Consider the following 26692-nt stretch of genomic DNA (forward strand, 5'->3'; position numbering starts at 1 on the left):
CACGGCACCTTGATCTCAGACAATCGTGATGACTGCCACCGAGGCCTCGCGCACGCGGCCCGCCGCCCGGCGCGGCGGCAGGACGCGCGGCGCCTACGCGGTCATGCGCGGGCGGTCGCGAGCTCCTTCATGAGGACCTCGACGAGGGCGGCGGCGGGAAGGTCACGGCAGCGACGGTATCCCCGGCCGCACCACAGGGCCATCGCCTCGGGGTCGCCGTGCTCCGCCGCGGCCCGCCGCAACCCCTTCGTCAGGTGGTGCACCTGCGGGTAGCACGCGGGTGCCGACGCCTCGTGCTCGGCCATGAACCGGTTGGCCAGGCCGCGTGCCGTACGTCCCGAGAAGGCCCGGGTGAACGCGGTGCGGGTGAACCGGGGATCGGCGAGGGCGGCCTTGTGCACGGGGTGCGCCCCGCTCTCCGGCGTACGCAGGAACGCGGTGCCGAGTTGCGCGGCGACCGCGCCCGCGGACAGGACGGCGGCGACGTCCGCACCGTCCATGATCCCCCCGGCGGCCACGAGCGGGACGCCGGTGTGCTCCCGCACGAGGGACACGAGTTCCGCCAGATCGTCGGGCGCCTCCCAGGAGGACGGCCAGGAGGGAGGCGCGGGCAGGAAGGCCGCCTGGTGCCCACCTGCGCCGGGCCCCTGGACGACCACGGCGTCGGCTCCGGCATCGGCCGCCGCGACCGCCTCCCACGGGGTGTTCACCATCACCATGACGACGGCTCCGGCGTCGTGCAGGCGGCCCGTCACCTCGGGCGGCGGGCAGCCGAAGGTGAAACCGGCCACCGGCACCTGTTCGTCCACCAGCAGGTCGATCTTGGCGTCCCACTCGTCGTCGTCCGGACCCGGCGCCTCGGGCAGCGTCACGCCGTACCGCTCGGCCTCGGGGAGGAGTTCGTCGCGGTAACGCGCCACCGCGGCCGCGTCGGCCGACTCGGGCCCGGCGAACTCCGGCCGGGAGGACTCGGGCCGGGAGGACTCGGGCCGGACGACTTCGGGGCCGGGGATGAAGACGTTCACGCCGAACGGCCGGTCCGTCCGCTCGCGCACCGCCGCGATCTCCCGGCGCACGTCCTCCGCCGTACGGTAGCCCGCCGCGAGGAACCCGAGGCCGCCCGCCCCGGACACCGCCGCCGCCAGGGCAGGGGTGGACGCACCGCCCGCCATGGGCGCCTGGATGATCGGGTTCGACGGCCCGAAGGGCAGGACACGACCGGTCACGAGACCTCCTCACTCGTCTTACAGCAGCGTAGAACGCGATCGGCGAGCGCCCCTGCGGCCCCCGCAGAAGCCGCGGGCCGAGCCCAGGTCGCAGGCCGAGCCGAAGTCGCGGGCCCAGTCGAAGTCGCGGGCCCAGTCGAAGTCGCGGGTCAGTCGAATTCGGGGTCGGTGGTGCGGCTGCGCTTCAGCTCATAGAAATACGGGAACTTCGCCATGGCGAGGGCGCCGTCGTAGATGCGGAGGGCCTCCTCGCCCCGCGGGATGCGGGTCATCACCGGCCCGAAGAACGCCACGCCGTCGATGTGGATGGTCGGCGTGCCGACCTCGTCGCCGACCGGGTCCATGCCCTCGTGGTGCAACCGGCGCACGATCTCGTCGTACTCGTCGGTGCCGGCGGCGTCGGCCAGCTCCACCGGCAGCCCGACCTCGGCGAGCGCCTCCTTGGCCACGAGCCCGTAGTCCTTGTTGTTCTGGTTGTGGATGCGGGTGCCCATCGCCGTGTACAGGTCGCGCAACACGCCCTCGCCGTGCTGCTGTGCGGCGGCGACGCACACCCGGACCGGGCCCCACCACCTGGGCACGGCTTCGCGATAGAAATCGGACACGTCCTGCTTGCCCTCGTTCAGCACGGAAAGACTCATCACCCGGAACCGGAGGTCGAGGTCGCGCTGCTTCTCGACCTCGAGGATCCACCGCGATGTGATCCACGCGTAGGGGCAGACGGGGTCGAAGTAGAAGTCCACCGTGGGACGGCTGTCCGCCCCGGCCTGGTCGGCAGTCCTGTCGATGTTGCTCATAAACGTTCCTGACGGGATGAGGCGGATGAATCGGGGGGCCGGTCCGGCGAGCGTATCCAAGGGCAGCGTGACGCGTCACCGGGCCCGATCCCTTGAACCCCCGGTGCTTTCCCTTAATTCCCGGCAGGGATGATTGAGTTCAGGCCTCCGGCCGGGCTCTCTAGGCTGACCTCATGGCTGAGATTCACGAGAACGCGGCGACCCACGGCGATCCGGCGGTTCACGAGGGGGCCGTGACCTTCCGGGCGCTCCATGTGCCCGGTGACCCCGTCGTGCTGCCCAACGCCTGGGACGCCGCGTCGGCGCGTGCCGTCGAGGCGGCGGGCTTCCCCGCCGTCGCGACCAGCAGCGCGGCCGTCGCCGCCGTGCTGGGCTACGAGGACGGGCAGGACACGCCCGTGGACGAGATGTTCGCGGCCGTGGCCCGCATCACCCGCGTCGTGGCCGTCCCCGTCACCGCCGACGTGGAGCGCGGCTACGGTCTGGAGCCCGCCGAGCTCGTCGAACGGCTGGCCGCCGCCGGCGCCGTGGGCTGCAACCTGGAGGACTCCGACCCGGCGACCGGCACGATGATCGACGCAGCCGAGCAGGCGGACTTCCTGGCCGCCGTACGGGCGGCGGCGGCCGAGGCCGGAACCGACCTCGTGATCAACGCCCGCGTGGACACCTTCATCCACGGCGCGGGGACTCCTGGAGAGAGGCTCGCGGAGGCGCTCGACCGGGCCGGCCGCTACCTCGACGCCGGCGCCGACTGCGTCTACCCGATCCTCGCGAGCGATCCCGAGGTCATCGGCACGCTCGCGCGGGAGATCGGCGGCCCGATCAACGTGCTGATGTGGCCCGGCGTGCCTTCCATCCGTGACCTCGCGGCCCTCGGCGTGGCCAGGGTCAGCCTCGGCTCCGGCATCCACCGTGCGACCCAGGCGTTCACGGCCGGCATGCTCGACACGATCGCCCGAGGCGACGACCCCTTCCCACCCGCCTGACCCGCCCGCGTCCCGATCCGCACCACGCCCACCACCGGGGGCCGCCCTGACCTGGTTCGCCTACCTTGCTCCGGGCGGCCGCTCCGGCTCCGCCGCGTACGACCAGCCCGACCAGCGATCGACCCGGACGAGGACCGCGGGCCCGGCGGGGGGACGTTCGCGATACTGGGCGTACCTGCGCACCAGCCACGCCACGGCCTGCTCACGCTCGGGGCCGCCCTCCACGACGCGGGCGTGCCCGTCGGCGCGCACCCACCACAGCCGTTCCCAGTCGTCTTCGTAGTGGTCCGCCAGGAGGCAGACGCGGGGATTGTCGCGGATGTCGCGCAGCCGCCGCAGGTCGGTGGTGCTCTTCGGCTTGTGGTCCACGGCCGTCACGACAGTGCCGAGCCCACCGCCCAGCCCACCGAACAGCTCCGCGCCGGGCCCTGCTCCCCCGCCGGTCGCGGGCACTCCCCCGTCACCGGGCCCGGGGCCGTACACCGAGGCATCGGGGCCGTACACCAGGGCGAAGGTGACGGGAACGAGCCGCGGGGCGCCCTCGGCCCCGGCGGTCGCGAGGCGGGCCACCCGGGCCGCCGCGAACCACTCCCGGGCGCGCCCCTCGGGCATTCTCACCTGGCCAGCCTACGCGCCGTGGTCACGCTTGATCGTCTTTGTACGGCGGCCTATGGTGTCCGCCATGGAGGCATCTGAGTTACTCGAGCGGGCCCGCTCGCGCGCATCCGACCCCGAAAACCCCCTGGAAGTCCTGTCCGCCGTCATCGCCTTCTGCCGGGAACTGTCCGGCGAATCGGGCGGCGACGCGGACGCCCTGATCGATCTCGCCGTGTGCCGGGCCCGTGAGGCCGGCGCGTCCTGGACCGCCATCGGTGAGCGGTTCGGATACATCAGGCGGAGCAGCCGCAGGCGCTTCACACCCGCCTTCGCCCACCGGCACCTGGTCAACCGCCGCATGAAGCGCGACGCCGCCTGCTCCTTCTGCCGCAGGCCGCCCGGCCCCCGCGTGCACATGGTGCACGGCGAGGGCGGGCGCATCTGCGACCGCTGTGTGGCGCTGGCCGGCGATATCGTCGCCGGGCTGGCCCGCCGCGGCCGCTGACGCACGTCAGGTGACGGTGAGCCGCCGCGCGTAGCGCTCGTCCCGCCACAGCTCCTCGCCGAGCACCTCGGCCAGCGCCGTCGCCGCGTCGTACACGTCGACATGGCGCAGGTACAGCGGGGCGAAGCCGAAACGGACGAAGTCCGGCTCGCGGTAGTCGCCCATCACGCCCCGGTCCGCGAGCGCGCGGGCCACGGGGTAGCCCTGCGGGTGACGGTAGCTGACCTGGCTGCCCCGCCGCTCCGGGTCGCGCGGGGTGGCCAGGGCGAGCCCGAGCCCCGGGTCGACGATCTCGTCGAGCAGGTCGATGAACAGCGAGGTCAGGGCCACGCTCTTGGCTCTGACCTCGCCCAGGTCCACCCGCTCCCAGATGTCGAGGGACGCGTTCAGCGCGGCGTAGGACAGGATCGGCGGGCTGCCCGTGGCGAAGCGCCGCACACCGGCGGCGGGGCGGTAGTGCGGTTCGAAGTCGAAGGGCGCGGCATGACCGTGCCAGCCCGAAAGCACGTTGTGGACGGCGTCCTGATGGCGCGGCGCCACGTACAGGTACGCGGGAGCGCCGGGCCCGGCGTTCAGGTACTTGTACGTGCAACCGACGGCGAAGTCGGCCTCGCCCACCCGAACGGACAGCGCCCCGGCGCTGTGGCACAGGTCCCACATCATGAGCGCGCCGGCCGCCCGGACCCGCTCCGTCACCGCCGCCATGTCCCTGGCCGCGCCGGTCCGGTAGTCCACGTGCGACAGCAGCACGAGAGCCACGTCCTCGCCGAGGGCGTCCTCCAGCGAACGGCCGCCCTCGCCGATGTCCCGGATCTCGTACGCGCCGAGCGCCCGGGCGGCGCCCTCCACGACGTACCGGTCCGTGGGGAAGTTGTCCAGGTCCGAGACGATCACCCGGCGGCCGGGCCGCAGCGGAAGGGCGGCGGTGACCAGCTTGAAGATGTTCACCGAGGTGGAGTCGCCGGCCAGCACGTCTCCCGGGCGCGCGCCGATCAGGGGCGCGATGCGGTCGCCGGTGGTCTGCGGCATGTCCCACCAGCCGGCCGTGTTCCAGCTCGCCCCCAGATGCACACCCCACTCGGTCTCGACCGTGTGGGCCACCTTCTGCGGCGTGTGCCGGGGCAGCGCGCCGAGCGAGTTGCCCAGCAGATAGACGACCCCGGGAGGCAGCGAGAACTCGTCCCGGAACCCCGCGAGCGGGTCCTTGGCGTCGAGGTCCTGGCATTCGGCACGGCTGAGAACCATCGGCAACTCCTTCGTCACCGCATTATGTACCGAAATATCCGATCTTGTAGTGGTCGTGATGACGGAGCGTTCACGGTGCCGGTAATACCGGAAGGGACCGTTCCACCGTAGCGGACGGCTATAACCCCCAGAGATCGCCACACCGGCACGATCAGCGCAAAGTAAGCACAAGACGCACCCAAGACTCTGTGCGATCGTGGACAAGACGGGGCAAGTTCTCTGGAGACGCCATCCCCCCGTTGGTGACAGAGGGTGATCAAACGTGACGGAATCCCCGGTGCATCACGAGTCTCCGATCTATCGCCGCATGGCCGACAGGCTGCGCGATCAGATCCTGTCCGGCGAACTCGGTGATGGAGACCGGCTACCGGGCGAAAACGCGCTCATGAAGGAGTACGGCGTGGCACGCGCGACGGCACGGCAGGCGCTGGCCGTGCTGATCAACGAAGGGCTCGCCGTGCCGAAGCGGGGCTCGGGCGTCTACGTGCGCCTGTTCCGCCCCATCCGCCGCCACGGGTCCCGCCGGCTCTCCCGGGAGCAGTGGGCCCAGGGCCTGGCCATCTGGGACTCCGACACCCGGGGCCGGTCGTACGTCGTCGACGAGGTGCGCATCCTGCGCGAGCCGGCGAGCGAGCAGGTCGCCCGCGTGCTCGGCACCGGCGAGGTGTGGGTGCGGCGGCGCCGTTACTCGGTGGACGGCCGCCCGGTGCAGCTCGCGGCCTCCCACTTTCCCGCCGAGCTCGTGGACGGCACGGCGATCGTCCGGTCCGACACCGGCCCCGGCGGGGTGTACGCCCGGCTGGGCGAGCTCGGCCGGGCTCCCGTCCGTTTCAGCGAGGAGGTGCGGGCGCGGATGCCGCTGCCGGGGGAGGCCGAGTCACTGGGCCTCCCGGCCGGCACGCCGGTGATCTCCGTCATCCGGGTGGCCTTCGCGGAAGGAGGGGTGCCCGTCGAGGTCAACGAGATGATCCTGGACGCGGCGTCGTATGTACTCCAGTACGACTTCGACGCCTAGGTCAAGAGGGAACGTTGACCTGACTGTCCCGATCATTGATTTCTCTAGAGATGTCCCGCACCTTGAGGAGGAGACGTCAAGAACACCGGGCACACGGCGAGGGAAGGTGTACGGATGTCCTTTGACCGACGCCTCGCCGAGATCGCCCGGGAGTTTCCGGAGTGGACGATCTGGCGAAGCGACGCGGGCCGGTGGTGGGCGACCCGGCACCACCCGCTCACCTCGGCGCAGCGGGCGGCGGGATGCGCGATGACCGTCGACGCGGACGAGGCCGAGGGGCTGCGTCGGCTGCTGCGCGAGCAGGAGACCCTCGCCGCCGATCCATGAGCGCGGAAGCCCCCGACCCGATCGGGGGCGGGGGCTTCCGCTACCACTCCGGTCTTCCGCACTGCCGCGTGTTCTCCCGGCCGGGCGGAAACCCGCCCTCATCGGCATCACGCCCCGGCCGGGGCATCCGCCGCCGGCGCGGCCTGCCCGCCGGCCACCGGGCCGGTCATGCCGCTGTTCACACGGCCGGGCTCACTGACCGCGGACCGGCTCCCCGTCCGGCAGGGTACGCCGTACGCGGCCGAGATTGACGTCGGTGTCCTCCGGCGACGGCGTCACGGCGTGACCGTTCTCGTGGCGTCCGTCGTCCACGATCAGGACCGCGTCGTCCTCGTCGCCGCCCGTCCGCTGCCCCTGATCGGCACCGTGATCGGCACCGTACTCGCCGGAAGTGTCGGCGGCGTGCGCCTCGTGCCCGGACGGCGCGGCCTCCAGTGCCTGCCGCGGCTCCTCGACCGGCTCGGGAATCTGGCCCTGTGGCTGGTCCGGCGCGCCCGCGGGGATGGCGTGCATCTGCGGCGCGGGCGGCAGCACGGCGTCCTCGTCGATCACCGGGCCCGCCGCGGCCTCCCGCTGCATCAGGTCGCCGAGCACCGAGCCGATCTCGTTGAGCCGCCGCACGACCTCCGCGTGGGTGTCGGTGAGATAGGCCACCCGGCGGCCGGTGTGCTCGTCCAGCGCGTTGACGCGCTGCTGCGCCGCCGCCAGCATGGCCTCGGCCTGCCCGCGCGCCTCGGCGAGCAGCCGCTCCGCCTCCATCCGGGCGGCGGTGAGCTGCCGCTCCCCCTCGGCGCGGGCCGCGCGCAGGGTCTCCTCCGCCTCCGCGCGTGCCGTGCCCAGCGTCTCCTCCGCGTTCGCGCCCGCCTGCGCCAGCAGCCGATCGGCCGTGGACGTGGCGTCGGCGACGCGGCGCTCGGCCTCGTCCTGGGCGGCGGCCCTGATCGCGTCGGCCTGCTCACGCGCCGACGTCACCAGCCGCTCGGCCTCGGCCGCCGAGCTCTCGCGCAGCCTCCTGGCCTCCGCCTCGGACGCCTCCTTGTTGGCGGTCGCCTCCTCCTGCGCCAGCTTGAGTATCTGGCTGAGCCGCTCGCCCAGCTCGTCGGGGTTCTGCGGCGACTCCGTCATCCTCCGCCGCGCCTCGGCCAGCTCCAGCCGGCTCTGCTCCGCCTGGTCGATCGTGCGCGCGAGCCGTTCCTCCAGGTCCCGGATCTGGTTGCGGGTCCTGACCATGTAGTCGTGGACCTGCCTGCGGCTGTACCCACGCATCACGACTTCGAAGGAGTCGTCACTCATCAGGTCGGGGAAATTGTCGGTCTGATTCGTCATGAGAAACCCTGGGGTTGGAGATAACGACGGTAACGCAGCCAGGACACGACTTTCCTGCTATCCGTCGCACATCGCAACCTGAACGCCGCAGGCGCCGGGCGGAACACGGGGCGTCGCGTCGGACCCGGCACGGCCGCATGGGATCATGGCGGCATGCCGTACGTAGCGGACCTGGACGACGACGCCACGCCGATCATCCACCCCGACGCGTGGGTGGCCCCGGGTGCGGTGGTCGTCGGGAGGGTGCGGCTCGGACGCGGTGCGAACGTCTGGTACGGCTCTGTGCTGCGCGGCGACGACGAGCGCATCGAGGTCGGCGACGAGGTCAACATCCAGGACCTGTGCTGCCTGCACGCCGACCCCGGAGAGCCCGCGATCCTGGAAGGCCGGGTGAGCCTCGGCCACCGGGCGATGGTGCACGGCGCGCACATCGAGACCGGCGCCCTCGTGGGCATCGGGGCCGTCGTGCTCGGCGGGGCGGTCGTCGGGGCCGGGTCGCTGATCGCGGCCGGGGCCGTCGTGCCGCCCGGCCGCCGCATCCCGGCCGGCGTGCTGGTCGCGGGCGTGCCGGGGAAGGTCGTGCGGGAGCTCACCGACGACGACCGCGCCTCCTTCGCGCGCACCCCGGACAACTACCTCGCCAAGGCCCGCCGTCACGCTGCGGCCTCGGTTCGGTCCCGATGAGCGTGCCGAGCAGCGCCAGGTGGTCGGACAGCTCCGGGTCGGTCCTGATGACCTCGGCTCCGCCCGGACGGTAGTCGGCCTCGGTCGCGAAGACGTAGTCGATCTTCCGGCCGCCGCGCGTGGTGGGCTCGCCGCCCCGGCTCGCGACCCCGCACGACTCGGCGTCGGCCTCGGTGTAGCCGCCCTCGCCCAGGCCCATGCCGTACACGTCGGTGAGCTGGTCGTGGCCGGGTTCCCGGTTGAAGTCGCCGGTGAGGATCACCGGAGCACCGTGGGCGTACGCCGCCACAAGTCCGGTGACCTGCCGCGGGGTCTCGGTGTCGGAGATGTGGGTCACGCAGCAGACCGATCGGCGGGGTCCGACCCGGCCGGTGGCGCACAGCAGGCCGCGCGGGTGGATCGTCTCGCCCGGTGTGGCCGGGGCGTGGTCGGCGCGCAGCAGCCGCCGCAGCGGCGAGCCCTCGGCGCCGTTCTTCAGCGCCAGCGCCACGCCGAAGGTCCTGCCGTCCGGCGGAACCGTGTCCGGGGTGAGATCGCTCCACAACGTGCGGCACCGGTCCTCACGGCCCGGCCCGCCGCCCTTCGCGTAGCCGTACCAGAGCAGGCGATAACCGGGCAGCTCGCGCCGGAGCAGGCCCACCTGGGCGTAGCACATCTCGGTGAACGAGGCGACGTCCACGTCCTTCGACCGGATGAGCGCGGAGACCTGACCGGCCCAGGTCCTGCGGCGCCGCGGCGTCAGGTCGCGTACGCAGGTGCCGGCGCTGTTGCCCGCCGCGCAGACGTTGTAGGTGAGCACGTTCACCCGGTACGTGTCGGCGGCCGGCGGAAGACCGGCCACCACAAGTGCGACAATTGCCACTCCTGCCACATATGCCCCCATACATGGAGAAGCTAGTCAGGAGCGATCAACCCACCCAGGCGCCTGTGGTGAAATTTCCGACATTGATTGCCATCACCGGCGCCGCGACCGCGATGTAGGCCATGAAGGCCCAGGGCCTTCGGCTGCCGACGACGCCGACGGAGATGTAGAGCGGCCACCACAGCAGCGAGGCCCGGCCCACCGACATGTAGAACGACGACATCGCCAGCAGCGCCACCGCCTGCGGCGCCAGATAGGCGAAGTCGGCCCAGTTGCGCCGGATCAGCCGCGCGATGATCAGCACGACCAGCACGATGGCCGAGAGGATCTCCTCACGGTACGACGTCGTCAGGGCGGGCTCGTCGAAGGACCGGTGCCAGGTGTTGATGAACACGTTCCAGGGCGCCTCGGGGTAGCGGCCCCAGTACTGCGCCTCCGCGGCCTTCCAGGCCATCAGATCGCCGGTGCGGTGCCACAGGTAGATCATGTACGCCAGCACGGGCACGCCCGGCAGCAACAGCCACGGCGCCTTGCGCCATCCCCCCGTGGTACGCAGCCCGTCACGCGAGACGAGGAACTGCACGACCAGGCCGAGGGCGAGGAAGAGCCCGGAGATGCGGATGGACGACGCGAAGGCGGCGCAGACGGCGGCGGTCTCCCACCGGCCCTGACGCGCCAGCAACCACGCGGGAATGGCCAGCGCGAGGAACAGCGCCTCCGTGTAACCGGCGAGCAGGAACACCGCGAACGGGCTGCAGAAGAAGGCCAGCACGGTCCAGTGGCCGCTGCCCTCCCGGTACGACTCGCTCAGCCGCGACAGCGCCACCGCCACGACGGCACTCGCGACGAACGAGACCAGGACGAGGGCGAGCCTCAGGTCCGGGATGACCAGGTGCAGGACGCGCAACAGCAACGGCAGACCCGGGAAGAACGCGACGAGCCGCGGCGAGTCCTGGTCCTCCGGCCGGCCGTCGTAGCCGTACTTCGCGATGTCCTCGAAGTTGTAGGAGTCGTACCGGTTGAACCGGTCGAGAATCGGGTCCTCCGTACGGCCGGGCGCCGCCAGCACCAGGTAGATGTAACAGGCGACCTCCCAGAAGAACCAGATCAGCAGGGCCGTCCGGTCACTGGGCCGGCCGAACCACCACACCGCTCGCCAATCCCGGCCCGAACGCGGCCCCGTCTGCTCGCCGGTCGCCGTGCCGCCAGAGCTGTCCACGGGCGCCATCTTCTCCGACGCCTCGTCCGCGCCCTGCTCCCGGTCGGTCCCGGCCTGCTGGATCTCCGTCACGAGCATCTATGGAATACGCCACGGCAGCCGATGCCAAGTGGCAGGCATCCCCCGAGATACCGAACAATCCTTAGATACTTGGATTTACGCTGTTCAGCGCATCCCGTCGTGTGAAACTTTCACCGGCGGCCTCCGCCGCACCACCGCTCCCGCCGCCTGTCGGACCGGCGAGCTACCATCGGATCAAGCGAGGGGACCGCCGGAATCGTCCCGGCACCCGGGCGGCCGGCAGGGGCATCGGCCAGGGCGTGGTCGCCGCCTGCGCGGGCCGCCTAAACCGGGATGAACGAGAACTCGTCCTCTCCAGAGGACGGAGGAGTCACTGCCGCGTGTATTGGGACGGGTTCACGGCAATGGAGCGCGACGTGCGCGCCGTCGTCGGCGACCCCCGGTGGACGCTGCTTCCCCCGCTCACCCGGGCGCACACCCTGGCCCAGCGAGCGCTGGTCACGCCGGACGGCGCACAGTGGCTGTTCGGCGCGCACGCCCGCTGGTACCGCCTGGACCGAGTCGACGGCCGCTGGCACCTGTCGGCGCCTCCGCTGCACGCCGCGATCCGTTCCGGCGCCCGGCCGCAGCCGCCGGGTGTCGCGATCCCGCCCGCGCTGATCCCCTCCGGCCCCGACTTCGCGTACGACCGCGGGTCCTCCCAGGCGTTCGTCGGCCCGGACGTCCCGCATGAGATCACCGAACGACTCCGCGCGCTGCTCCTCGCCCACCGCGGGCTGCGCCGGGAGGACTTTCCCCTCGGCGGCAGCGTCTACCGGGAGATCTTCGCCCGTGACGTGGCCTCGACGGTGGCCGCCGTGTGGGGCACCGTCATGTGGTGCGCGTACGCGCCCGCCTTCGACGGCAACGAGGTCATGCTGTCGATGTTCGGCGAGTTCCTGGCCCGGCCCCTGCCCGGCGACGACTGGGTGCGCTGGCTGCCCATGGGCTCGCTCGACGCGCTCGTGACCCTGTACGCCGAGCGGATGCGCAGCGGTGCCCAGGAGGCGGGCCTGCGTCTGGCCGGGCTGATGGCCGAGACCGCCACCGTGCTCCGCGCCGACCCCCGGTTCCGGCCGCGCGCCGACGCGCTGATCGCGATGACCGAGCCGCTGCTCGGCAGCCCCTGGCTGGACCAGCACGCCATCCCCGGCGGGGGCGTACGGCAGGCCTGGCTGGCGCGCTGCCCGCCGCACCTCGCCCCGGCCACGCTCGTCGAATGGGCGCCGGGCGAGCACTTCCGGCACACCCTGTACGACCTGGTCGAGGCGCTGGCCTACACGGCCTCACGCGGGATGGATCCGCGGGCCGTGGCCGCGGCGCTGCTCGCCGCCGACGTCGCGGGCGTGTGCGGCGTGACCGAACCCGCCTGGGCGGCGCCGGGCGGCTCGCACACCGCGCAGGTGGTCACCGAGCTCTATCCGTGGATGGACGACGAACTCCGTCAGGCCCTCTATCTCGCGCTCGCCGATCCCGCCCACCCGCTGCGGGGCTGCTGGCCGGCCGGCGGCGCGCTGCCGCCGGGACTGGTCCCGCCCGACCGGGGAACGGCCGCCGCCCTGCTCGGCTCCGCGTACGCAACCGGCCTGGCCTGGTGCGCCCTGACCGGCACGCCCGCGCCGGCGGAGGGTTTCCCGGTATGCTCGGCGGTCGTCACGTGCCTGATCCATCAGCGTGACGACCCGCGCCCGCAGCAGGCGGCGCAGCCCAGGCGCGACCTGGAGGAGTCCGGCGGCTGGCTGTTCGAAACGTCAAATTCGGATATATCGCCCTTACCTCCGCTTTAGCAACCCCTTCCCCCCATCACTGCCTTTTTCATCGAATTGTGATCTCGGTATCGGGGAAATGGTCCCGGAGGGACGAGGGGCGCGGGATGGAATGGTCACGATGGGCCATGTCGCGGCAGGGTACCCGGACGTAACCTCGTGATGGGTGTGGGCTGCGGAAGGAAGGACGACGCGGTGGGGCACGACGACCTGGACTCTCGGGTCCACGACCGTGTCGCGTTGGACGAGATCGCGCTCTACGCCGAGGTGCTGGAGGCCGTGAACATCACGGAGAACCGACTGACCTTGGAAGAGCTCGACAACGCGCTCGGATTGCGGACTTCGGCGAGCCGCTGAAGGCATTGAGAGCACGGACCGTCCCGGGCATCTGATGGGCCCGGGACGGTCACGACCTGACGAGCCGGGCGATGGCCGCCGAGGCCTCCTTGACCTTCTCGCCGGCCTCCGGGCCCCCGCTCCTGACGGCGTCGGCGACGCAGTGGGCGATATGGTCCTCCAGCAGGCCGAGCGCCACCGCCTGGAGAGCGCGGGTGGCCGCCGAGACCTGGGTGAGGATGTCGATGCAGTAGGCCTCCTCGTCCACCATCCGCTGCAGCCCCCGGATCTGTCCCTCGATCCGGCGCAGGCGGGTGAGGTAGGCCTGCTTGTCCCCGCTGTACCCGTGCATCCTCCCACGATACCCGCCACCCGTATGCGGCAGGGCCGCGCCCGTATGGGCGGGTAGGGCAGGTGGTCCCGGGAATGCATCCATCGACCGGCTCATAGCGGCGCTGGAGTCGCGGATGACATCGCGAACCGTCCTCCGTACGCTGCCGTTCGCCGCCATGGCGACGGTGGTGGTGCTCGACCTGCTCGCCGGGCCGTCCCTGGGCCTGCTGCCGTTGCTGACCCTCGGACCCGCGCTGGCCGCCGTGACGGGCGGCGTGCGCAGCACGGCGCTGGCCGGGCTGGTCGCGCTCGTCCTGTCCGTGCCGGTGGCCTACCACGATCAGTTGCTCTGCCGCCCGCAGAACATCGTCACGTTGGTCGCGATCGTCGGTGTCACCGCGGCCGCCACGTTCGCGTGCCGGCTGCGGGCCGAGGGCGAGCGGAAGCTGGCGGACGTCCGCCTCGTCGCCGAGGCCGTCCAGCGCGTGCTGCTGCACCCGCTGCCGCGTCACGCCGGCGACCTGCACATCGCCCTGTCCTACACCTCCGCCGCCGTGGAGGCCCGCATCGGCGGAGACCTTTACGACATCGCCAGGGGGCCGCACGGCGTCCGCCTGATCGTCGGTGACGTGCAGGGCAAGGGGCTGGACGCGGTGGAGACCGCGGCCTCGGTGGTCGGCGCGTTCCGGGAGGCCGCCTACGACGAGCCGGCGCTGGCCGCCGTGGGACAGTGCCTGGAAGACCGCCTCGCGCGGCGGCTCGGCGGGGAGAAGTTCGTCACCGCCGTGCTCGCGGAGGTACGCGAGGGCGAAATCTCGCTGCTCAACTACGGCCACCCGCCGCCTCTGCTGCTCACCGGCGACGGCCGCGTTCACCGGCTCGAACCGCGCGAGGAGACGCCGCCGCTCGGCCTGGCCGCGCTCGCCCCGGCCAGGCCGGAGCCGTACGGGTGCGCGTTCCGCCAGGGCGACCAGATCCTCTTCTACACCGACGGCGTGATCGAGGCGCGCGATCGGGGTGGGAACTTCTACTCCCTGGAGGAACGGGCGCCCCGCCTGCTTCGGGACGGCGACCCGCAGGCCGCCCTCGACCTGCTGGAACGCGACCTGGTCGCGCACGTCGGCGGGCCCGTCCCCGACGACGCCGCCATGCTGCTCGTCCGCAGGGATCGAGCCGGGCAGTGCGGCCCAGGCATCATTTGCCATGTGCAATCATTGACGGACAGCTCCGGCGGGAGGCGACCGCCGGACGGCAAGGCCGGGTGAGCAGAGGCGAGCACGAGTGGAACCGGGAAGGCACGGACAGCCCGACACCTTCTCCATGCTCACCGTGCTGGACGAGGGCGTCGTCGTCATCCGGATGTTCGGTGACCTGGATCTGGTTTCCGCTCCGTCGCTGCGTGCCTGCCTGGCCGAGGCGGTCGGGCTGCGCACCCCGCCCCGGATCGTGGTCGACGCCGAGGGGCTCAGGTTCTGCGACTCGACCGGGCTGAGCGTCCTCATGGGAGCCCTGACCGCCGTCAGGGCGGCCGGCGGGCGCCTGGCATTGAGCGGCGCTCACGGGCGTTTCGCCCGGATGCTCAAGATCACCGGCCTCGACTCGGAGCTGCCGAGTTACGGCTCCGCCACCACCGCCGCCGCGTACCTCACCGAACCCGGCGACTGAATCGGGCCGCCGCCGGCATCACACCTCCCACGAGGGCGTCACCACATATGCGGGTGCCGCACCGGCGTCAGGGGCCCGTCGCCGTCCTCCCGGTCCCGGGCCCCTGAAAAGTCCCTAGTTGAAGCAGTCCTGGAACAGGCCGACACTGTCCTTGGGAGTCGGGTGCCCCTTCAGGTCCCAGCCCGAGCAGCTTTCGTCGTTGCGCTTCTGACGATCTCGCCGGTCCTCTGGGCCTGCTTGGCGCTCATCCCCAGTTTCAGGGAGCCGTAGCCGTACGGCCCCAGCCGTGAGGCCGCGCTCGCGGACGTGCTGCCCGCTGTACTGCCTGCCGTGCTCTCCGCCGCGCTCGCGGACGTGGCGCCGCCCAGCGCGACGCCCACGGCGAGAGCCGCCACCATCGGCGAACGTCCCAGACGCACAGCCCTGTTCGTCATGCCGCTTCCTCCTGGTTTCCGTGATCGCCGAGGGGACACCGACACCACTCACCAACCGAGGTTGGCGGGTCAGGGACGGGAGCGCAGGCCGTACATGAGATCCTCCCAGCGGACCGCGACGGCGGGCGCGGCGTGGAGGGACGCGGTCTCCAGCGCCCCGGCCGCCAGCTTCATGCGGCGGCGTTCGTCGTCGACGAGGGTGAGCAGCGCGCAGGCGAGCGGCTCGGGATCGCCGTCCTCTTCCTCCTGGACCAGCACGCTGTCGCGGTCCGGACGGAGGAACTCGGCGGGCCCTCGGGATCCGGTGAAACCCACGACCGGCACGCCGCAGCTCAGCGCCTCGATGACGGTCATGCCCAGCACCTCGTTCTGCGAGGGCACCGCGACGATGGACGCCTTGGCGAACTCGCCGGGCAGGTCGGGGGTCACGCCCATGAAATACACGTGGTTGTGCAGGTCGAGGTCGCGGACGAGAGCACGCAGCCGCCGCTCCTCCGGGCCCCCGCCGTACAACCGCAGCCGCCAGTCGGGCCGCTTGTCCGCGACGATCGCGAAGGCGCGCACAAGCTGGTCGTACGACTTGCCCGGCACCAGCCTGCCCCCGGCGCTGACGATCCGGTTGTCCATGCGGGAGCGCGGCCAGGGCGCGGTGGGCAGGGCGTCGGGGATGACGTGGACCGACAGGTCGTCGTCGAGTAGCCGCACCCACTCGTCCCGCCGCCCGCCGGTGCTCGTCACCACGGCGTCGAGGCGGGGATAGAACCGGCGCACCGGCGCAAGCACCGACGGTTTGCCCCACTCCCGCGCGATGCGGACGACCTCTCGCGGGGCATACCTCGCCGCCTGCACGCTCAGCGACGGCCGGGTGGTGACCAGGACGTCGGCGCGCAGACCGCGCAGCATCCGCCAGAGCGCCACCTCCGTGCGCACCTGTCCCCGAGGCAGGAGGTGGTGGACACCGGGCCTGGCGTCCACGAGCCAGCGCATCGTCACCCGGCGATCGACCGGGAAGAACGGCGTCTCCCTGGTGCGCCGGACGCTCACGACCTCCACGTCGTGCCGCGAGGCCAGCCCTTCCGCCAGGTTCAGCGTCGCCCGCACGTCGCCGCGCATGCCGTACGCGGAGGGAAGCAGGAACGTGATCCTCACGCTCCCACCTCCAGCAGCAGCTCGTCGCCCGGTGTGAAGCTGGGCCGGATCGGCACCCCGTCGACGAGCGCGTGGGGATAGTGGACGCGGCGGCGTTTGCCCTCGACGTCGTCGAGCCGGGCGCCCAGCGGAAGCGCGTGGTCGATGCCGTCCACCTCCAGATAGGGCTCCCAGGAGCCCTGCGAGCCGGGAGTCGCGGCCAGCACGTCGCACAGCGAGAGCGCGGCATGGAACCGGACCCCCTGGACGGTGGCGGCGACCCGCACGGTCGCGGCCGGGTCACCGTGGCCCCGATCACCGTGGCCCGGATCACCCTGGCCCGGATCACCCCGGCCCGGATCACCCTGGCCCGGATCACCCTGGCCCGGATCGCTGCGGTGCGAACTGTTGTGACCCGGGCTGTTATGGCCCGAGCTGTTATGACCCGGGCTGTTATGACCCGGGCTGTTATGACGCAGTGCGAGCGTGGCATGACGGTGCTGGTCGTCGTCGTCCAGGCCGGTGTAGGCGAGCAGCCCGGTCACCTCGAAGCGCCCCTCGCGGAACCACACCGCGCGCACGTCGGCGACCGGCTCCGCCGGCTCTATCTTCAGGGCCAGGAAGCCGTTGCGGGTGCGGTAGGCCCGGTAGGCCAGCGTCCGCCGGCCCAGCGCGTACGCGTCGAGGCGGTCGAGCGAGAATCCCGGATCGATGCTCTGGATGCGGACGCGGACGCCGTTCTGGTCGAGGTAGGCGTCCCAGCGCCCGGGGCCGAGGTCGAGCGGCTCGAGGGAGACCGCGACACTGGCGTCCCGCGTACGTCCGCCGGAGGCCTCGAGCGTCACCCGCCGTTCCTCACCGGTGCCCCGCCGCCGCAGGATCAGCCGGGCGCCGTCCGCCAGCGGATCGGCGACGGCCATACGCAGGGAGAGGACGTCCGCCAGGGTGACCTCCGCGTCGGTGACGACCACACCCACCGTCCAGCCCCCTCCCCGTCGATTGAGCCAACGTTGAGGTTACCGTGATTTTCCTGTTATGTGGAGAAAGCCTTTGTCACTCTTCCGTGAAACACGGTTCATTCCATCGCCTTGACTGAGAATTTTCACAAATAGTTCACGATCTCGGCAAAGATGCCTTTACCCCTGCTTGATGGATTTGATGAGGAGCTGGGCGACGTCCACGACCTCGAGCGACTCCTTGGCCTGACCGGCGTTCTTCTTCTCGTTGATCGCGTCGCCGAGCATCACGAGACAGAACGGGCAGGCGGTGGAGACGGTGTCGGGGTCGGTGGTCAGCGCCTCGTCCACGCGCTCGGTGTTGATGCGCTTTCCGATGCGCTCTTCCATCCACATCCGCGCGCCGCCGGCGCCGCAGCAGAATCCGCGTTCCTTGCAGCGGTGCATCTCCTGAGCCTGGACGCCGGGCACCTTGGCCATGATGTCGCGCGGCTGGGCGTACACCTTGTTGTGGCGGCCGAGGAAACACGGGTCGTGGTAGGTGATCTTCTCCTCGATCGGCGTGATCGGGGTGAGCCTGCCCTCCTCGACCAGGTGCGCCAGCAGCTGGGTGTGGTGCACGACCTCGTAGGTGCCGCCGAGCTGCGGATACTCGTTGGCGAGGGTGTTGAAGCAGTGCGGGCAGGTGGCCACGATCTTCTTGACGCCGGCCTCGTTGAGCGTCTCGATGTTCTGCTGGGCGAGCATGGTGAAGAGGAACTCCATGCCCAGGCGGCGGGCCGGGTCGCCGGTGCAGGCCTCCATCGGGCCGAGCACGCCGAACTTGACCCCGGCGATGTGCAGCAGCTCCGCGACGGCCTTGGTGGTCTTCTTGGCCCGGTCCTCCAGCGCGCCGGCGCAGCCGACCCAGAACAGATACTCGACGTCCTCGGGCATCTTCTCGTCGATGACCGGCACCTCGAAGTCGAGCTCCTCGATCCACTCGGCCCGCTTCATCTCGGACATGCCCCACGGGTTGCCCTTGTTCTCCAGGTTCTTGAGCATCACGCCCGCCTCGGACGGGAACGACGACTCGATCATCACCTGGTAGCGGCGCATGTCGAGGATGTGGTCGATGTGCTCGATGTCGACCGGGCACTGCTCCACACAGGCGCCACAGTTGGTGCACGACCACAACACGTCGGGGTGGATGACCCCGTCCTCGCCGACCAGCGGCTTGTCCAGCAGGGCGAGCACGTCCTGCGGGAAGCTCTCCTTCTCCTTGTCCCCCGCCAGCAGGTACGGCGCGACCGCGAAGGCGTGGTCACGCTGGTCGAGGATGAGCATCTTGGGCGACAGCGGCTTGTCGGTGTTCCACGCCGGGCACTGCGACTGGCAGCGGCCACACTCGGTGCAGGTGTAGAAGTCGAGGAAGCCCTTCCAGGACGTGTCGGTGATCTTCCCGCGGCCGAACACGTCCGTCTCGGGGTCGGCCTCCTCGAAATCGAGCACCTTGCCGTCGCTGCGCATCGGCTGGGCCGGGCCGAGGCCGTCGGGGCGGCGGGAGAACAGCACGTTCAGCGGCGCGGTGAAGATGTGCAGGTGCTTGGAGTTCACCACGAAGACCAGGAACACCAGCATGACGCCGATGTGCAGCAGGAGGCCGATCTCCTCCAGCACCTCGCTGGAGGGCAGGATCTTCGCGACCGCCTCCGAGGCGAACGCCCCCGACTCGTACGGGAGGTTGCCGGTGTTGACGGCGGCCCCGCGGAACAGGAACATCGTCCAGATCACGTTGAAGATCATGAACAGCGTGAACCAGGCTCCGCCCAGGTGGGAACCGGAGAAGCGGGAATCGCGGCCCAGCTTCTTGGGCGAGTTCTTGATCCGGATCGCGGTGAAGGCGATCAGGCCGATCAGCGCGGCGACCGCGATGAAGTCCTGCAGGAAGCCCAGCACCGGCCAGGTCCCGATCAGCGGGATGTGGAAATCCGGCTTACCGGTGACGGCCCCCTGGATGAGCGCGCCGTACGCCTCCAGGTAGACCGTGGCCAGGATGAAGAACGCCCACATGACGAAGAAGTGGGCGGTGCCCGACGGCGTCCATTTGAGCAGCTTGCGCTGGCCGAAGACCTCGACCAACTGCGCCTTGATCTCCGTGCCGACGTTGTCCCTGGCGTACTCGATGCGCTCCGGGGCCGGCTGGCCGCTCCTGGCGAGCCGGTAGAGGAACAGCACGCGGCGGCCCGCCAGCGCGACCGCCACGGCGGTCGCGACGAGGCCCACTATCGCTACCCAGAGCACGAGTCCCTCCCATGTCGAACATCGGCGGCCAGCGTAGGGGCGCGGCGCCCTCGCCGGGGCGGCCGAGCCCCGGCCTGTGGATAACTCCTACGCTTCCCGAATGGTACCGGTGAGTAACTTATCCTGCGTCACGCTCGGCGAGTGGTGCTCGTCACCGCGCTTCCCGCCGACGGCACGATACTAGAACAAAGCTCTATAAGAGGGTACGGGAGGGATGCACCCAACCTATCCGGCCAGGTAGCGCTGCACGGTGGGGCCCAGCAGCGCGACGATCTCCTCGATGTCGGCGGAGGCCAGCGGTTCGAACCGGAGGATGTACCGCGTCATCACCACGCCGAACAACTGCGCGAAGGCGGCCTCCATCCGCAGCGGCGGAACGTCGAGCGCCTCGGCCACCCGGCCGAGGACGGCCGTCGTGAAGAACTCCCGGACCATGCCGACGGCCTGCTCGTTGACCATCGCCGTCCGCACCATCCCCAGCAGCGGCTCCCTGGCCGCCGGGTCGGCCGTCATCGTCAGGACGAAGCGGACGAGGCGCTCGCCGACCTCCTCGCGCGGCCCGGACAGGATGAGGGGAAGCACGGCCGAGGGGTCCGTCGGCAGCCGCATGGCCGCGACGAACACGCCTTCCTTGCTGTCGAAATAGTGATGCACCAGAGCGGGGTCGACTCCGGCCTCGCGGGCGATGCCCCGGATCGTCGCCTTGTCGAACCCCTTCTCCGCGAAGACTTTGCGTGCGGCGGCCAGAATCTCACCGCGGGTGTCCGCCGCGCCCGGACGCCGGCCGGGTCGCCGCCTGCCGCCCGAGACCTCCGGCACCTCCGTCGTCACATCGGCTCCCCGCTCGCCCGCTCAGCCCTTACGGCCCACCGCAAGATACACGCGCATGGGGACGGTCAGCCGTCCGTCCGGGAAGACGCGGCCGAGTTCGGCCCGCTCCCGGGCGAGCAGCTCCGTCGCCACGCCGCCCTCCATGCTGGCGATGTACGAGTGGGAGCGCAGGTCGGTCAGGAAGTCCTCCAGCGGCACCGACCTGGTCCAGTCGACCCAGGTCTCGGCCACGGCGAGGCCCGCGTCGGACATGGCCGCGGCGATCGGCGGCATGGTCCATCCGGGCAGCACGGGTCCGATGTAGCCGGGACACGACTCGGCGAGCCGCACCTGGTTGGCCGCCAGCCAGTCCGCCTTGCCGGGATCCACGGTGTTCCACCAGCCCGCGACCGCACCGGCCCCGATCGCGTCGCCGTCTCCGGACCCGCCGCCGCCCCCGATCACCCGTACGGCCTCGGCCATCGAAAGCGCCGGGTCGAGCCAGTGCCACGACTGGGCGTAGGTCACCAGGTCGGCCGAGCCCGCGCGGAAGGGCAGGTCGTTCCCGTCGGCCAGCAGAGCGGGGCAGGCCGTGCGGGCACGCAGGCGCACCAGCATCCGCTCCCCGCGGTCCACGGCGACGACCCGGGCGCCACGGTCGAGCAGGCCCCGGGTCGAGATGCCCGTGCCCGCTCCGACGTCGATCACGGTCGCCCCGGCGAGCCGGATCCCCGACAGGGTCTCCAGCGCGACGTAGAGGGCCTCCGGATAGTGCGGCCTGGCCGCGTCGTACTCCTGCGAGACCCGGTCGAAGACCCGGTGGCTGTCCGCGAGTCGTTCGTTCATGAGGCCGTCGACGAGGCGGCGAAGTGGAGCCTGGCGAAGGCGAGCGCCTCGGTCAGATCCTGGATCCGCTCGGTGCGGCTGGCGGCCTTGCGTGTGTTGATCTCCAGGACGACGAGGCCGCGGTAACCGTTGCCGGCCAGGCGTTCGAGGATCGGGGCGCAGGGCTGCGACCCCCGGCCGGGCACCAGGTGCTCGTCCTTGTTGGTCGTGCCCAGCCCGTCCGCCAGGTGCAGGTGGGCCAGCCGCTCGCCCAGCTTGGTCGCCATCTCCATCGCGTCGGACCCCGACACCGCCGTGTGGGACAGGTCGAGCGTCACGTCGGGGAAGTCGTAGTCGACGGGGTTCCAGTCCGGCGCGTACGGCACGACCTCGTTGCCCCTGGCCCGCAGGGGGAACATGTTCTCCACCGCGAAGACGACGTCGGTCTCCTCGCGCATCCGGGCCAGGCCCTTCTCGAACTCCTTGGCGTAGTCGCGCTGCCAGCGGAAAGGCGGGTGGACCACGACGGTCTGCGCGCCCAGCCGCTCGGCCGCCTCGCGCGCCCTGCGCAGCTTCAGCCACGGGTCGCGGCCCCACACCCGCTGGGTCACCAGCAGGCAGGGCGCGTGCACGGCCAGGATCGGGATCTGGTAGTGGTCGCGCAGCCGTTGAAGGACCTCGATGTCCTGACTGACCGGGTCCTGCCCGACCATGATCTCAACGCCGTCGTACCCGAGCCGGGCGGCCAGTTCGAAGGCGTCCGGCGTCCGTTCCGGGTACACCGACGCCGTCGACAGCGCCACCTTGCCGCTGGGCACGCGGATGTCACTCATGAGGCCAGCCTCCCCTTGCGGCCCACGGGCACGTTCCAGTCCCGTGGCCGTGGCCGTCCGTTCGCTCCCTGCGCCCGTTCACGGATCCAGCCTAAGCCGCACCCGCGTCGCGCGCCGCTTCGCCACAATCAACTACCCAAGGTCGCGAACTAATGTGGGGCGCATGGCACGGATCGTGAACGGGGCCGTACCCAGTCCGAACATCTGGAACACTCCCCAGATCTACGAGCTGGAGAACCTCGCCGTGGGACCGGAGGGCGCGGCCGAGGCGGCGATGCGGGCCGTACGGCCCTTCGACGGCGCGACCGTGGTCGAGATCGGCTGCGGCACCGGCTTCCACCTGCCCACGCTCGCCGCCTCCGCCGGGCGTGTCCTGGGCGTGGAGCCGCACGGCGGCCTCGCCGCCAAAGCCGCCGCCCGCTGCGCGTCCCTGCCCAACGTCGCCGTGCGTACGGGCACCGCGCAGGCGTTGCCCCTCCCCGACGCGTCGGCCGACGTGGCGATCGCGCGCTGGGCGTACTTCTTCGGGCCCGGCTGCGAGCCGGGACTGCGCGAGCTCGGGCGGGTGCTGCGCCGGGGCGGCGCCGCGTTCGTGGTGGACGTGGACGCCTCGCGCGGGGCGTTCGGCCGCTGGTTCCGCCGGTCGCTGCCGTCGTACTCCCCCGAGGCCGTGGAACGCTTCTGGTCCCGGCTGGGCTGGCGGCGCGAGGAGCTTGACCTGCGGATGACGTTCCGGTCCAGGACCGACCTGGAGGCGGTGCTCGGCATCGAGTTCACACCCGAGGTGGCCGGCGAGGCGATGCGGGAGATCGACGGCCTGGAGATCGACTATCCGAACGTCCTGCGATGGCGGGAATTCTGAGCCACGGGCTTGACCTTGTCACCGGCGTCAAGCTTTACCGTCGTGTCCCGTACGAGGGCCGCAGCGGGTGGACGAGGCCGAGGAGGAGCCGATGCGGATCGGCGAGCTGGCCCGGCGCGCGGGTGTGAGCACCCGGGCGCTGCGCTACTACGAGCAGCGGGGGCTCATCCGGTCGCGCCGCTCGGCGAACGGATATCGCGAGTACGACGAGTCGGACATCCCGATCGTCACCGAGATCCGGGGGCTGATGTCGGTCGGCTTCACGCTGGAGGACGCCCGGCCGTTCGTGGACTGTCTGCGGTCCGGCCATCCGTCCGGGAGATCCTGCCCCGATTCGGTCGCGGTCTACCGGCGCAAGCTCGCCGAGATCGACGACCAGATCCGCGACCTGCTGGCCCGCCGGTCCGAGGTGGCCGCCCAGTTCGCCGAGGCGTGCCCCGGCTGCCTGCTGAGACGACGAGGAGAGTCATGATCACGCTGACCGCGGAGAACTTCGACGAGCAGGTGCTGCGCAGCGGAAAGCCGGTGCTGGTGGACTTCTGGACCGACTGGTGCCCGCCGTGCAAGATGATCGCCCCGATCCTGGAGGAGATCGCCGCCGAGTACGGCGACCGCCTCACGGTCGCCAAGCTCAACGCCGACGACCACCCGGAGATCGCACAGCGCTACAACGTCCTGGGCTTTCCCACGCTCAACCTCTATCGGGACGGCGAGGTGGTCCGGCAGATCAGGGGCGCCAAGCCCAAGCGCCTGCTGCTCGCCGACCTCGCCGGCCACTTCTAGATCTTGGCCGGGACGCGCCTTTATAAGCGTTGACTTTTATAAGTGGCTCTCGGCATAGTGGGCGCGTGCACGCATTCGACGCGCTGGGGGATCCGGTGCGACGCCGGATCCTGGAGCTGCTCTCCCACGGCGAGCAGACGTCGGGCGCGCTCACCTCGGTCATCCGCGCCGAGTTCGGGATCTCGCAGCCGGCGGTCTCCCAGCACCTGCGAGTGCTCCGGGAGTCCGGGCTGACGTCCGTACGGGCCGAGGGCACACGCCGGCTGTACGCCGTCGAGCCCGCGCCTCTGCGCGAGGTCGACGCGTGGCTGGAGCGGTTCCGCGGCTTCTGGGAGCAGCGGCTCGACGCGCTCGGCACCGAACTGGCGCGGGGGAAACGGGAGCGGCGGCTCGGACGGCGGCACGACGGCGGCGATGCCCATCACGCATCCCATCACGCAGCCCACGACGGGCGGACCGACGAGGAAGAGCGGCCATGAGCGACTTCATCGACCACATCAACCAAGCCCACCGCGCGGTCGGCGCGCGGGACCTGCCGGAAGGCGAGGCCCGCACGGTGCTGCTGCGGCGCGCCTACGACGCCGAGATCGAGGACGTGTGGGACGCCTGCACCGACCCCGAGCGGATCGGCCGCTGGTTCCTGCCGGTGAGCGGCGAGCTGAAGCTCGGCGGGCACTACCAGCTCCAGGGCAACGCGGGCGGGGAGATCCTGGCCTGCGAGCCGCCCCGGCTGCTGCGGGTCAGCTGGCTGTTCGGCGAGAACCCCGGCTTCAGCGAAGTCGAGGTGCGGCTGAGCGCGGAGGGCGACGGGCGCACCGTGTTCGAGCTCGAGCACGTCGCCGTGGTGCCGCCGGAGTTCTGGGACCGATTCGGGCCGGGGGCCACGGGCGTCGGCTGGGACCTGGCACTGCTCGGGCTCGGGCTGCACCTGCGCGGCGAGATGATGGACGACCCCTCGGCGTGGGAGCGGTCGGAGGAGGCGCGGGAGCTCATGAGGCTCAGCAGCGGCCTGTGGGGCGAGGCATACCGGGCCTCCGGCGCACCGGACGACGTGGTGGCCGCCGCGGTCGCCGGCACCACCGCCTTCTACGTCCCCGAGAAGCCGGAGAACTGAGGAGTGCCCCGCGATCTTGCGCTGCGGCGACCGCGGCAGGCTGGAAAGATCACGGGACACGACCTGGATTCGGATTGTCGGCGGCGGCCGGTAGCCTCCCGCACGTGAGCAAGGCAGCGAAGCCGGCGTACCGGTGTGGCGAGTGCGGCTGGACCACGGTCAAGTGGGTCGGCCGGTGCGGGGAGTGCCAGGCGTGGGGCACGGTCGAGGAGGCCGGGGCGCGGCAGGGCGTCCACGTGGTCAAGCCGGGCGCCGTCTCCGCCCCCGCCGTCCCGATCGGCCAGGTGGAGGCCGAGGTCGTCAGCTCGCGGACGACCGGGGTCCCCGAGCTCGACCGCGTGCTCGGCGGCGGCCTCGTCCCCGGCGCGGTCGTGCTCCTGGCGGGAGAGCCGGGCATCGGCAAGTCGACGCTGCTGCTGGAGGCCGCCGCGCGCACCGCGAGCGGCGAGACCGTCCTCTATGTGACCGGCGAGGAGTCGGCCGCCCAGGTGCGCATGCGCGCCGACCGCATCGGCGCGATCGAGGACAGGCTCTACCTCGCCGCCGAGACCGACCTTTCCGCCCTGGTGGCGCACGTCGAGAAGGTGCAGCCGAGCCTGCTCATCGTCGACTCCGTCCAGACGATCGGCTCGGCCGGCGCGACCGGGGTGCCCGGGGGTGTGACCCAGGTCAGGGAGGTCGCCGGCAACCTGGTCCGCCTCGCCAAGGAGCGGGCGATGTCCACGGTGCTCGTGGGCCACGTGACCAAGGACGGCACGATCGCCGGGCCCCGGGTGCTGGAACACCTGGTCGACGTCGTGCTCCATTTCGAGGGCGACCGCAACTCGCGGCTGCGCATGGTCCGCGCGGTGAAGAACCGGTTCGGCCCGATCGACGAGGTGGGCTGCTTCGACCTGCACGAGCGCGGTATCACCGGGATCACCGACCCCAGCGGGCTGTTCGTCTCCCGCCACCCCGAGCCGGTGCCGGGCACCTGCGTCACCGTGACCATCGAGGGCACCCGCCCGATCCCCGCCGAGTTGCAGGCCCTGGTCGGCCCGACCGAGGCGCCCCAGCCCCGCCGCACCTCCTCCGGCCTCGACTCCTACCGGGTGGCGATGGTGCTCGCCGTGATGGAGCGACGGCTCCACGCCAAGATCGGCAAGTGTGACGTCTTCACGGCGACCGTGGGCGGGATTCGCCTGACCGACCCCGCCGTGGACCTCGCGCTGATGCTGTCGGTCGTCAGCGCGGCCGGCGATCAGGCCCTGCCCCCCGGGCTCGTCGCGTTGGGCGAGGTCGGCCTGGCCGGCGAGCTGCGGCCCGTACGGGACGTGCGGCGGCGGCTGGCCGAGGCGGCCCGGCTCGGTTTCACCAAGGCGCTGGTCCCCTCCGGTTCGCTGGAGGAGGAGGGCCCCCGTCTCGAGGCGTCGGCGAGCCGCGGCCGTCTCGTGCCGTTGCGCTCACCGGCCGGCCGTACGACGCCGTTCGCGCCGGGCTTCGAGGTCACGGAGGTGGAGAACGTGTGGGACGCCCTCAACCAGATGAGGTGAGCGAGGGAACTACTGTGACACCGGTGAGCACGCCGTCACACCGGTAAACTCTGTTGCCTGCCCCGTCGGCCGTGGCCTCGCCCCCGCGCCCCCGAGGGGCTTCACCGGGCCGTCCGCGGAGCGCCTCTCGGGCCTCGCCGCCGACAGAGGGCCCCGACAAGGGATCGACAGGAAGACGATCTG

At 71.3% G+C, this 26692-nt stretch carries 30 protein-coding genes; 15 read left to right on the top strand and 15 right to left on the bottom strand.

The window, feature by feature from the left end:
• Positions 1-101: 101 nt before the first annotated feature.
• Both ACQPZZ_RS38230 and ACQPZZ_RS38235 read right to left on the bottom strand, forming a co-directional pair.
• Entirely contained in the window at positions 102-1226 is a 1125-nt protein-coding gene (locus ACQPZZ_RS38230; RefSeq protein ID WP_432927193.1) for a nitronate monooxygenase, read from the bottom strand.
• Positions 1227-1375: 149 nt separating this feature from the next.
• Positions 1376-2023, bottom strand: a complete 648-nt coding sequence (locus tag ACQPZZ_RS38235) for a mycothiol-dependent nitroreductase Rv2466c family protein (protein ID WP_432927196.1) — start codon at positions 2021-2023, stop codon at positions 1376-1378.
• Between the two features lie 173 nt (positions 2024-2196).
• Here ACQPZZ_RS38235 and ACQPZZ_RS38240 point away from each other — a divergent pair, with 173 nt between their 5' ends.
• A complete protein-coding gene (locus ACQPZZ_RS38240; protein ID WP_432927198.1) occupies positions 2197-3009 on the top strand; it encodes an isocitrate lyase/PEP mutase family protein in 813 nt (270 codons plus the stop codon).
• Between the two features lie 60 nt (positions 3010-3069).
• Here ACQPZZ_RS38240 and ACQPZZ_RS38245 read toward each other — a convergent pair whose 3' ends face one another.
• Positions 3070-3621 (bottom strand): TIGR03668 family PPOX class F420-dependent oxidoreductase, encoded by a 552-nt coding sequence (locus ACQPZZ_RS38245; RefSeq protein ID WP_432934682.1) that lies wholly within the window; start codon positions 3619-3621, stop codon positions 3070-3072.
• A 70-nt stretch (positions 3622-3691) separates the two neighbouring features.
• Between ACQPZZ_RS38245 and ACQPZZ_RS38250 the strand changes: the two genes are divergently transcribed.
• Positions 3692-4111, top strand: a complete 420-nt coding sequence (locus ACQPZZ_RS38250; RefSeq protein ID WP_432927200.1) for a ClpX C4-type zinc finger protein — start codon at positions 3692-3694, stop codon at positions 4109-4111.
• Positions 4112-4117: 6 nt separating this feature from the next.
• Here ACQPZZ_RS38250 and kynU read toward each other — a convergent pair whose 3' ends face one another.
• Positions 4118-5356 carry a kynureninase gene (gene kynU, locus ACQPZZ_RS38255; RefSeq protein ID WP_432927202.1) on the bottom strand — a complete coding sequence of 413 codons (1239 nt, stop codon included), beginning with the start codon at positions 5354-5356 and terminating at the stop codon, positions 4118-4120.
• Positions 5357-5618: 262 nt separating this feature from the next.
• On the opposite strand from kynU, the gene ACQPZZ_RS38260 reads away from it, so the two are divergent.
• Both ACQPZZ_RS38260 and ACQPZZ_RS38265 read left to right on the top strand, forming a co-directional pair.
• On the top strand, positions 5619-6371 hold the full coding sequence (locus ACQPZZ_RS38260; protein WP_432927204.1) for a GntR family transcriptional regulator: 753 nt from the start codon (positions 5619-5621) through the stop codon (positions 6369-6371).
• Positions 6372-6485: 114 nt separating this feature from the next.
• A complete protein-coding gene (locus tag ACQPZZ_RS38265) occupies positions 6486-6698 on the top strand; it encodes a hypothetical protein (RefSeq protein WP_363642159.1) in 213 nt (70 codons plus the stop codon).
• 192 nt (positions 6699-6890) lie between these two features.
• Here the strand turns inward: ACQPZZ_RS38265 and ACQPZZ_RS38270 are convergent, their stop codons facing one another.
• A complete protein-coding gene (locus ACQPZZ_RS38270; protein ID WP_432927207.1) occupies positions 6891-8024 on the bottom strand; it encodes a hypothetical protein in 1134 nt (377 codons plus the stop codon).
• 153 nt (positions 8025-8177) lie between these two features.
• Between ACQPZZ_RS38270 and ACQPZZ_RS38275 the strand changes: the two genes are divergently transcribed.
• Positions 8178-8708 (top strand): gamma carbonic anhydrase family protein, encoded by a 531-nt coding sequence (locus ACQPZZ_RS38275; RefSeq protein ID WP_432927209.1) that lies wholly within the window; start codon positions 8178-8180, stop codon positions 8706-8708.
• On the opposite strand, the gene ACQPZZ_RS38280 is transcribed toward ACQPZZ_RS38275, so the two are convergent.
• Both ACQPZZ_RS38280 and ACQPZZ_RS38285 read right to left on the bottom strand, forming a co-directional pair.
• Positions 8614-9570, bottom strand: coding sequence for an endonuclease/exonuclease/phosphatase family protein (locus tag ACQPZZ_RS38280; protein ID WP_432927211.1), 957 nt, complete (start codon positions 9568-9570; stop codon positions 8614-8616). The genes ACQPZZ_RS38275 and ACQPZZ_RS38280 overlap by 95 nt on opposite strands.
• Positions 9571-9616: 46 nt before the next feature.
• Entirely contained in the window at positions 9617-10861 is a 1245-nt protein-coding gene (locus tag ACQPZZ_RS38285; RefSeq protein WP_432927213.1) for a mannosyltransferase family protein, read from the bottom strand.
• Between the two features lie 365 nt (positions 10862-11226).
• Between ACQPZZ_RS38285 and ACQPZZ_RS38290 the strand changes: the two genes are divergently transcribed.
• Together ACQPZZ_RS38290 and ACQPZZ_RS38295 are read left to right on the top strand one after the other, a co-directional pair.
• Positions 11227-12636 carry a hypothetical protein gene (locus ACQPZZ_RS38290; protein ID WP_432927215.1) on the top strand — a complete coding sequence of 470 codons (1410 nt, stop codon included), beginning with the start codon at positions 11227-11229 and terminating at the stop codon, positions 12634-12636.
• Between the two features lie 174 nt (positions 12637-12810).
• Complete coding sequence (locus ACQPZZ_RS38295; protein WP_167538777.1) at positions 12811-12972, top strand: hypothetical protein; 162 nt, start codon at positions 12811-12813, stop codon at positions 12970-12972.
• Positions 12973-13021: 49 nt separating this feature from the next.
• On the opposite strand, the gene ACQPZZ_RS38300 is transcribed toward ACQPZZ_RS38295, so the two are convergent.
• On the bottom strand, positions 13022-13303 hold the full coding sequence (locus ACQPZZ_RS38300) for a metal-sensitive transcriptional regulator (RefSeq protein WP_363642147.1): 282 nt from the start codon (positions 13301-13303) through the stop codon (positions 13022-13024).
• A 115-nt stretch (positions 13304-13418) separates the two neighbouring features.
• Here ACQPZZ_RS38300 and ACQPZZ_RS38305 point away from each other — a divergent pair, with 115 nt between their 5' ends.
• Complete coding sequence (locus ACQPZZ_RS38305; RefSeq protein WP_432927218.1) at positions 13419-14549, top strand: PP2C family protein-serine/threonine phosphatase; 1131 nt, start codon at positions 13419-13421, stop codon at positions 14547-14549.
• A gap of 16 nt (positions 14550-14565) precedes the next feature.
• A complete protein-coding gene (locus tag ACQPZZ_RS38310) occupies positions 14566-14949 on the top strand; it encodes an STAS domain-containing protein (protein WP_432927220.1) in 384 nt (127 codons plus the stop codon).
• Between the two features lie 170 nt (positions 14950-15119).
• Here the strand turns inward: ACQPZZ_RS38310 and ACQPZZ_RS38315 are convergent, their stop codons facing one another.
• From ACQPZZ_RS38315 to ACQPZZ_RS38345, 7 genes are all read right to left on the bottom strand, one after another.
• Positions 15120-15383, bottom strand: a complete 264-nt coding sequence (locus tag ACQPZZ_RS38315) for a hypothetical protein (RefSeq protein ID WP_432927222.1) — start codon at positions 15381-15383, stop codon at positions 15120-15122.
• Between the two features lie 69 nt (positions 15384-15452).
• Positions 15453-16532, bottom strand: a complete 1080-nt coding sequence (locus ACQPZZ_RS38320) for a glycosyltransferase (protein WP_432927224.1) — start codon at positions 16530-16532, stop codon at positions 15453-15455.
• Complete coding sequence (locus ACQPZZ_RS38325) at positions 16529-17488, bottom strand: hypothetical protein (protein ID WP_432927226.1); 960 nt, start codon at positions 17486-17488, stop codon at positions 16529-16531. Before ACQPZZ_RS38325 ends, ACQPZZ_RS38320 begins: the two co-directional genes overlap by 4 nt.
• A gap of 159 nt (positions 17489-17647) precedes the next feature.
• A complete protein-coding gene (locus ACQPZZ_RS38330) occupies positions 17648-19750 on the bottom strand; it encodes a (Fe-S)-binding protein (protein ID WP_432927228.1) in 2103 nt (700 codons plus the stop codon).
• A gap of 225 nt (positions 19751-19975) precedes the next feature.
• A complete protein-coding gene (locus ACQPZZ_RS38335; RefSeq protein WP_432927230.1) occupies positions 19976-20581 on the bottom strand; it encodes a TetR family transcriptional regulator in 606 nt (201 codons plus the stop codon).
• Positions 20582-20602: 21 nt separating this feature from the next.
• Positions 20603-21406, bottom strand: a complete 804-nt coding sequence (locus tag ACQPZZ_RS38340) for a class I SAM-dependent methyltransferase (RefSeq protein ID WP_432927232.1) — start codon at positions 21404-21406, stop codon at positions 20603-20605.
• Positions 21403-22218, bottom strand: a complete 816-nt coding sequence (locus ACQPZZ_RS38345; protein WP_432927233.1) for a sugar phosphate isomerase/epimerase family protein — start codon at positions 22216-22218, stop codon at positions 21403-21405. The genes ACQPZZ_RS38340 and ACQPZZ_RS38345 overlap by 4 nt, the downstream gene beginning before the upstream one ends.
• A 163-nt stretch (positions 22219-22381) precedes the next feature.
• Here ACQPZZ_RS38345 and ACQPZZ_RS38350 point away from each other — a divergent pair, with 163 nt between their 5' ends.
• From ACQPZZ_RS38350 to radA, 6 genes are all read left to right on the top strand, one after another.
• Positions 22382-23080, top strand: a complete 699-nt coding sequence (locus ACQPZZ_RS38350; protein WP_432927235.1) for a class I SAM-dependent methyltransferase — start codon at positions 22382-22384, stop codon at positions 23078-23080.
• Positions 23081-23147: 67 nt separating this feature from the next.
• Positions 23148-23552: a MerR family transcriptional regulator gene (locus tag ACQPZZ_RS38355; protein WP_432927237.1), complete on the top strand. Its 405-nt coding sequence runs from the start codon at positions 23148-23150 to the stop codon at positions 23550-23552.
• Complete coding sequence (gene trxA, locus ACQPZZ_RS38360) at positions 23549-23863, top strand: thioredoxin (RefSeq protein ID WP_363642123.1); 315 nt, start codon at positions 23549-23551, stop codon at positions 23861-23863. Before ACQPZZ_RS38355 ends, trxA begins: the two co-directional genes overlap by 4 nt.
• A gap of 65 nt (positions 23864-23928) precedes the next feature.
• On the top strand, positions 23929-24342 hold the full coding sequence (locus ACQPZZ_RS38365; protein WP_363642121.1) for an ArsR/SmtB family transcription factor: 414 nt from the start codon (positions 23929-23931) through the stop codon (positions 24340-24342).
• Positions 24339-24977 (top strand): SRPBCC family protein, encoded by a 639-nt coding sequence (locus ACQPZZ_RS38370; RefSeq protein ID WP_432927240.1) that lies wholly within the window; start codon positions 24339-24341, stop codon positions 24975-24977. Before ACQPZZ_RS38365 ends, ACQPZZ_RS38370 begins: the two co-directional genes overlap by 4 nt.
• Before the next feature lie 104 nt (positions 24978-25081).
• Positions 25082-26509 carry a DNA repair protein RadA gene (gene radA, locus ACQPZZ_RS38375; RefSeq protein ID WP_432927242.1) on the top strand — a complete coding sequence of 476 codons (1428 nt, stop codon included), beginning with the start codon at positions 25082-25084 and terminating at the stop codon, positions 26507-26509.
• Positions 26510-26692 lie beyond the last annotated feature (183 nt).

It is taken from the genome of Microbispora sp. CA-135349, assembly GCF_050947365.1.
In the GTDB taxonomy this organism is placed as follows: Bacteria; Actinomycetota; Actinomycetes; order Streptosporangiales; family Streptosporangiaceae; genus Microbispora.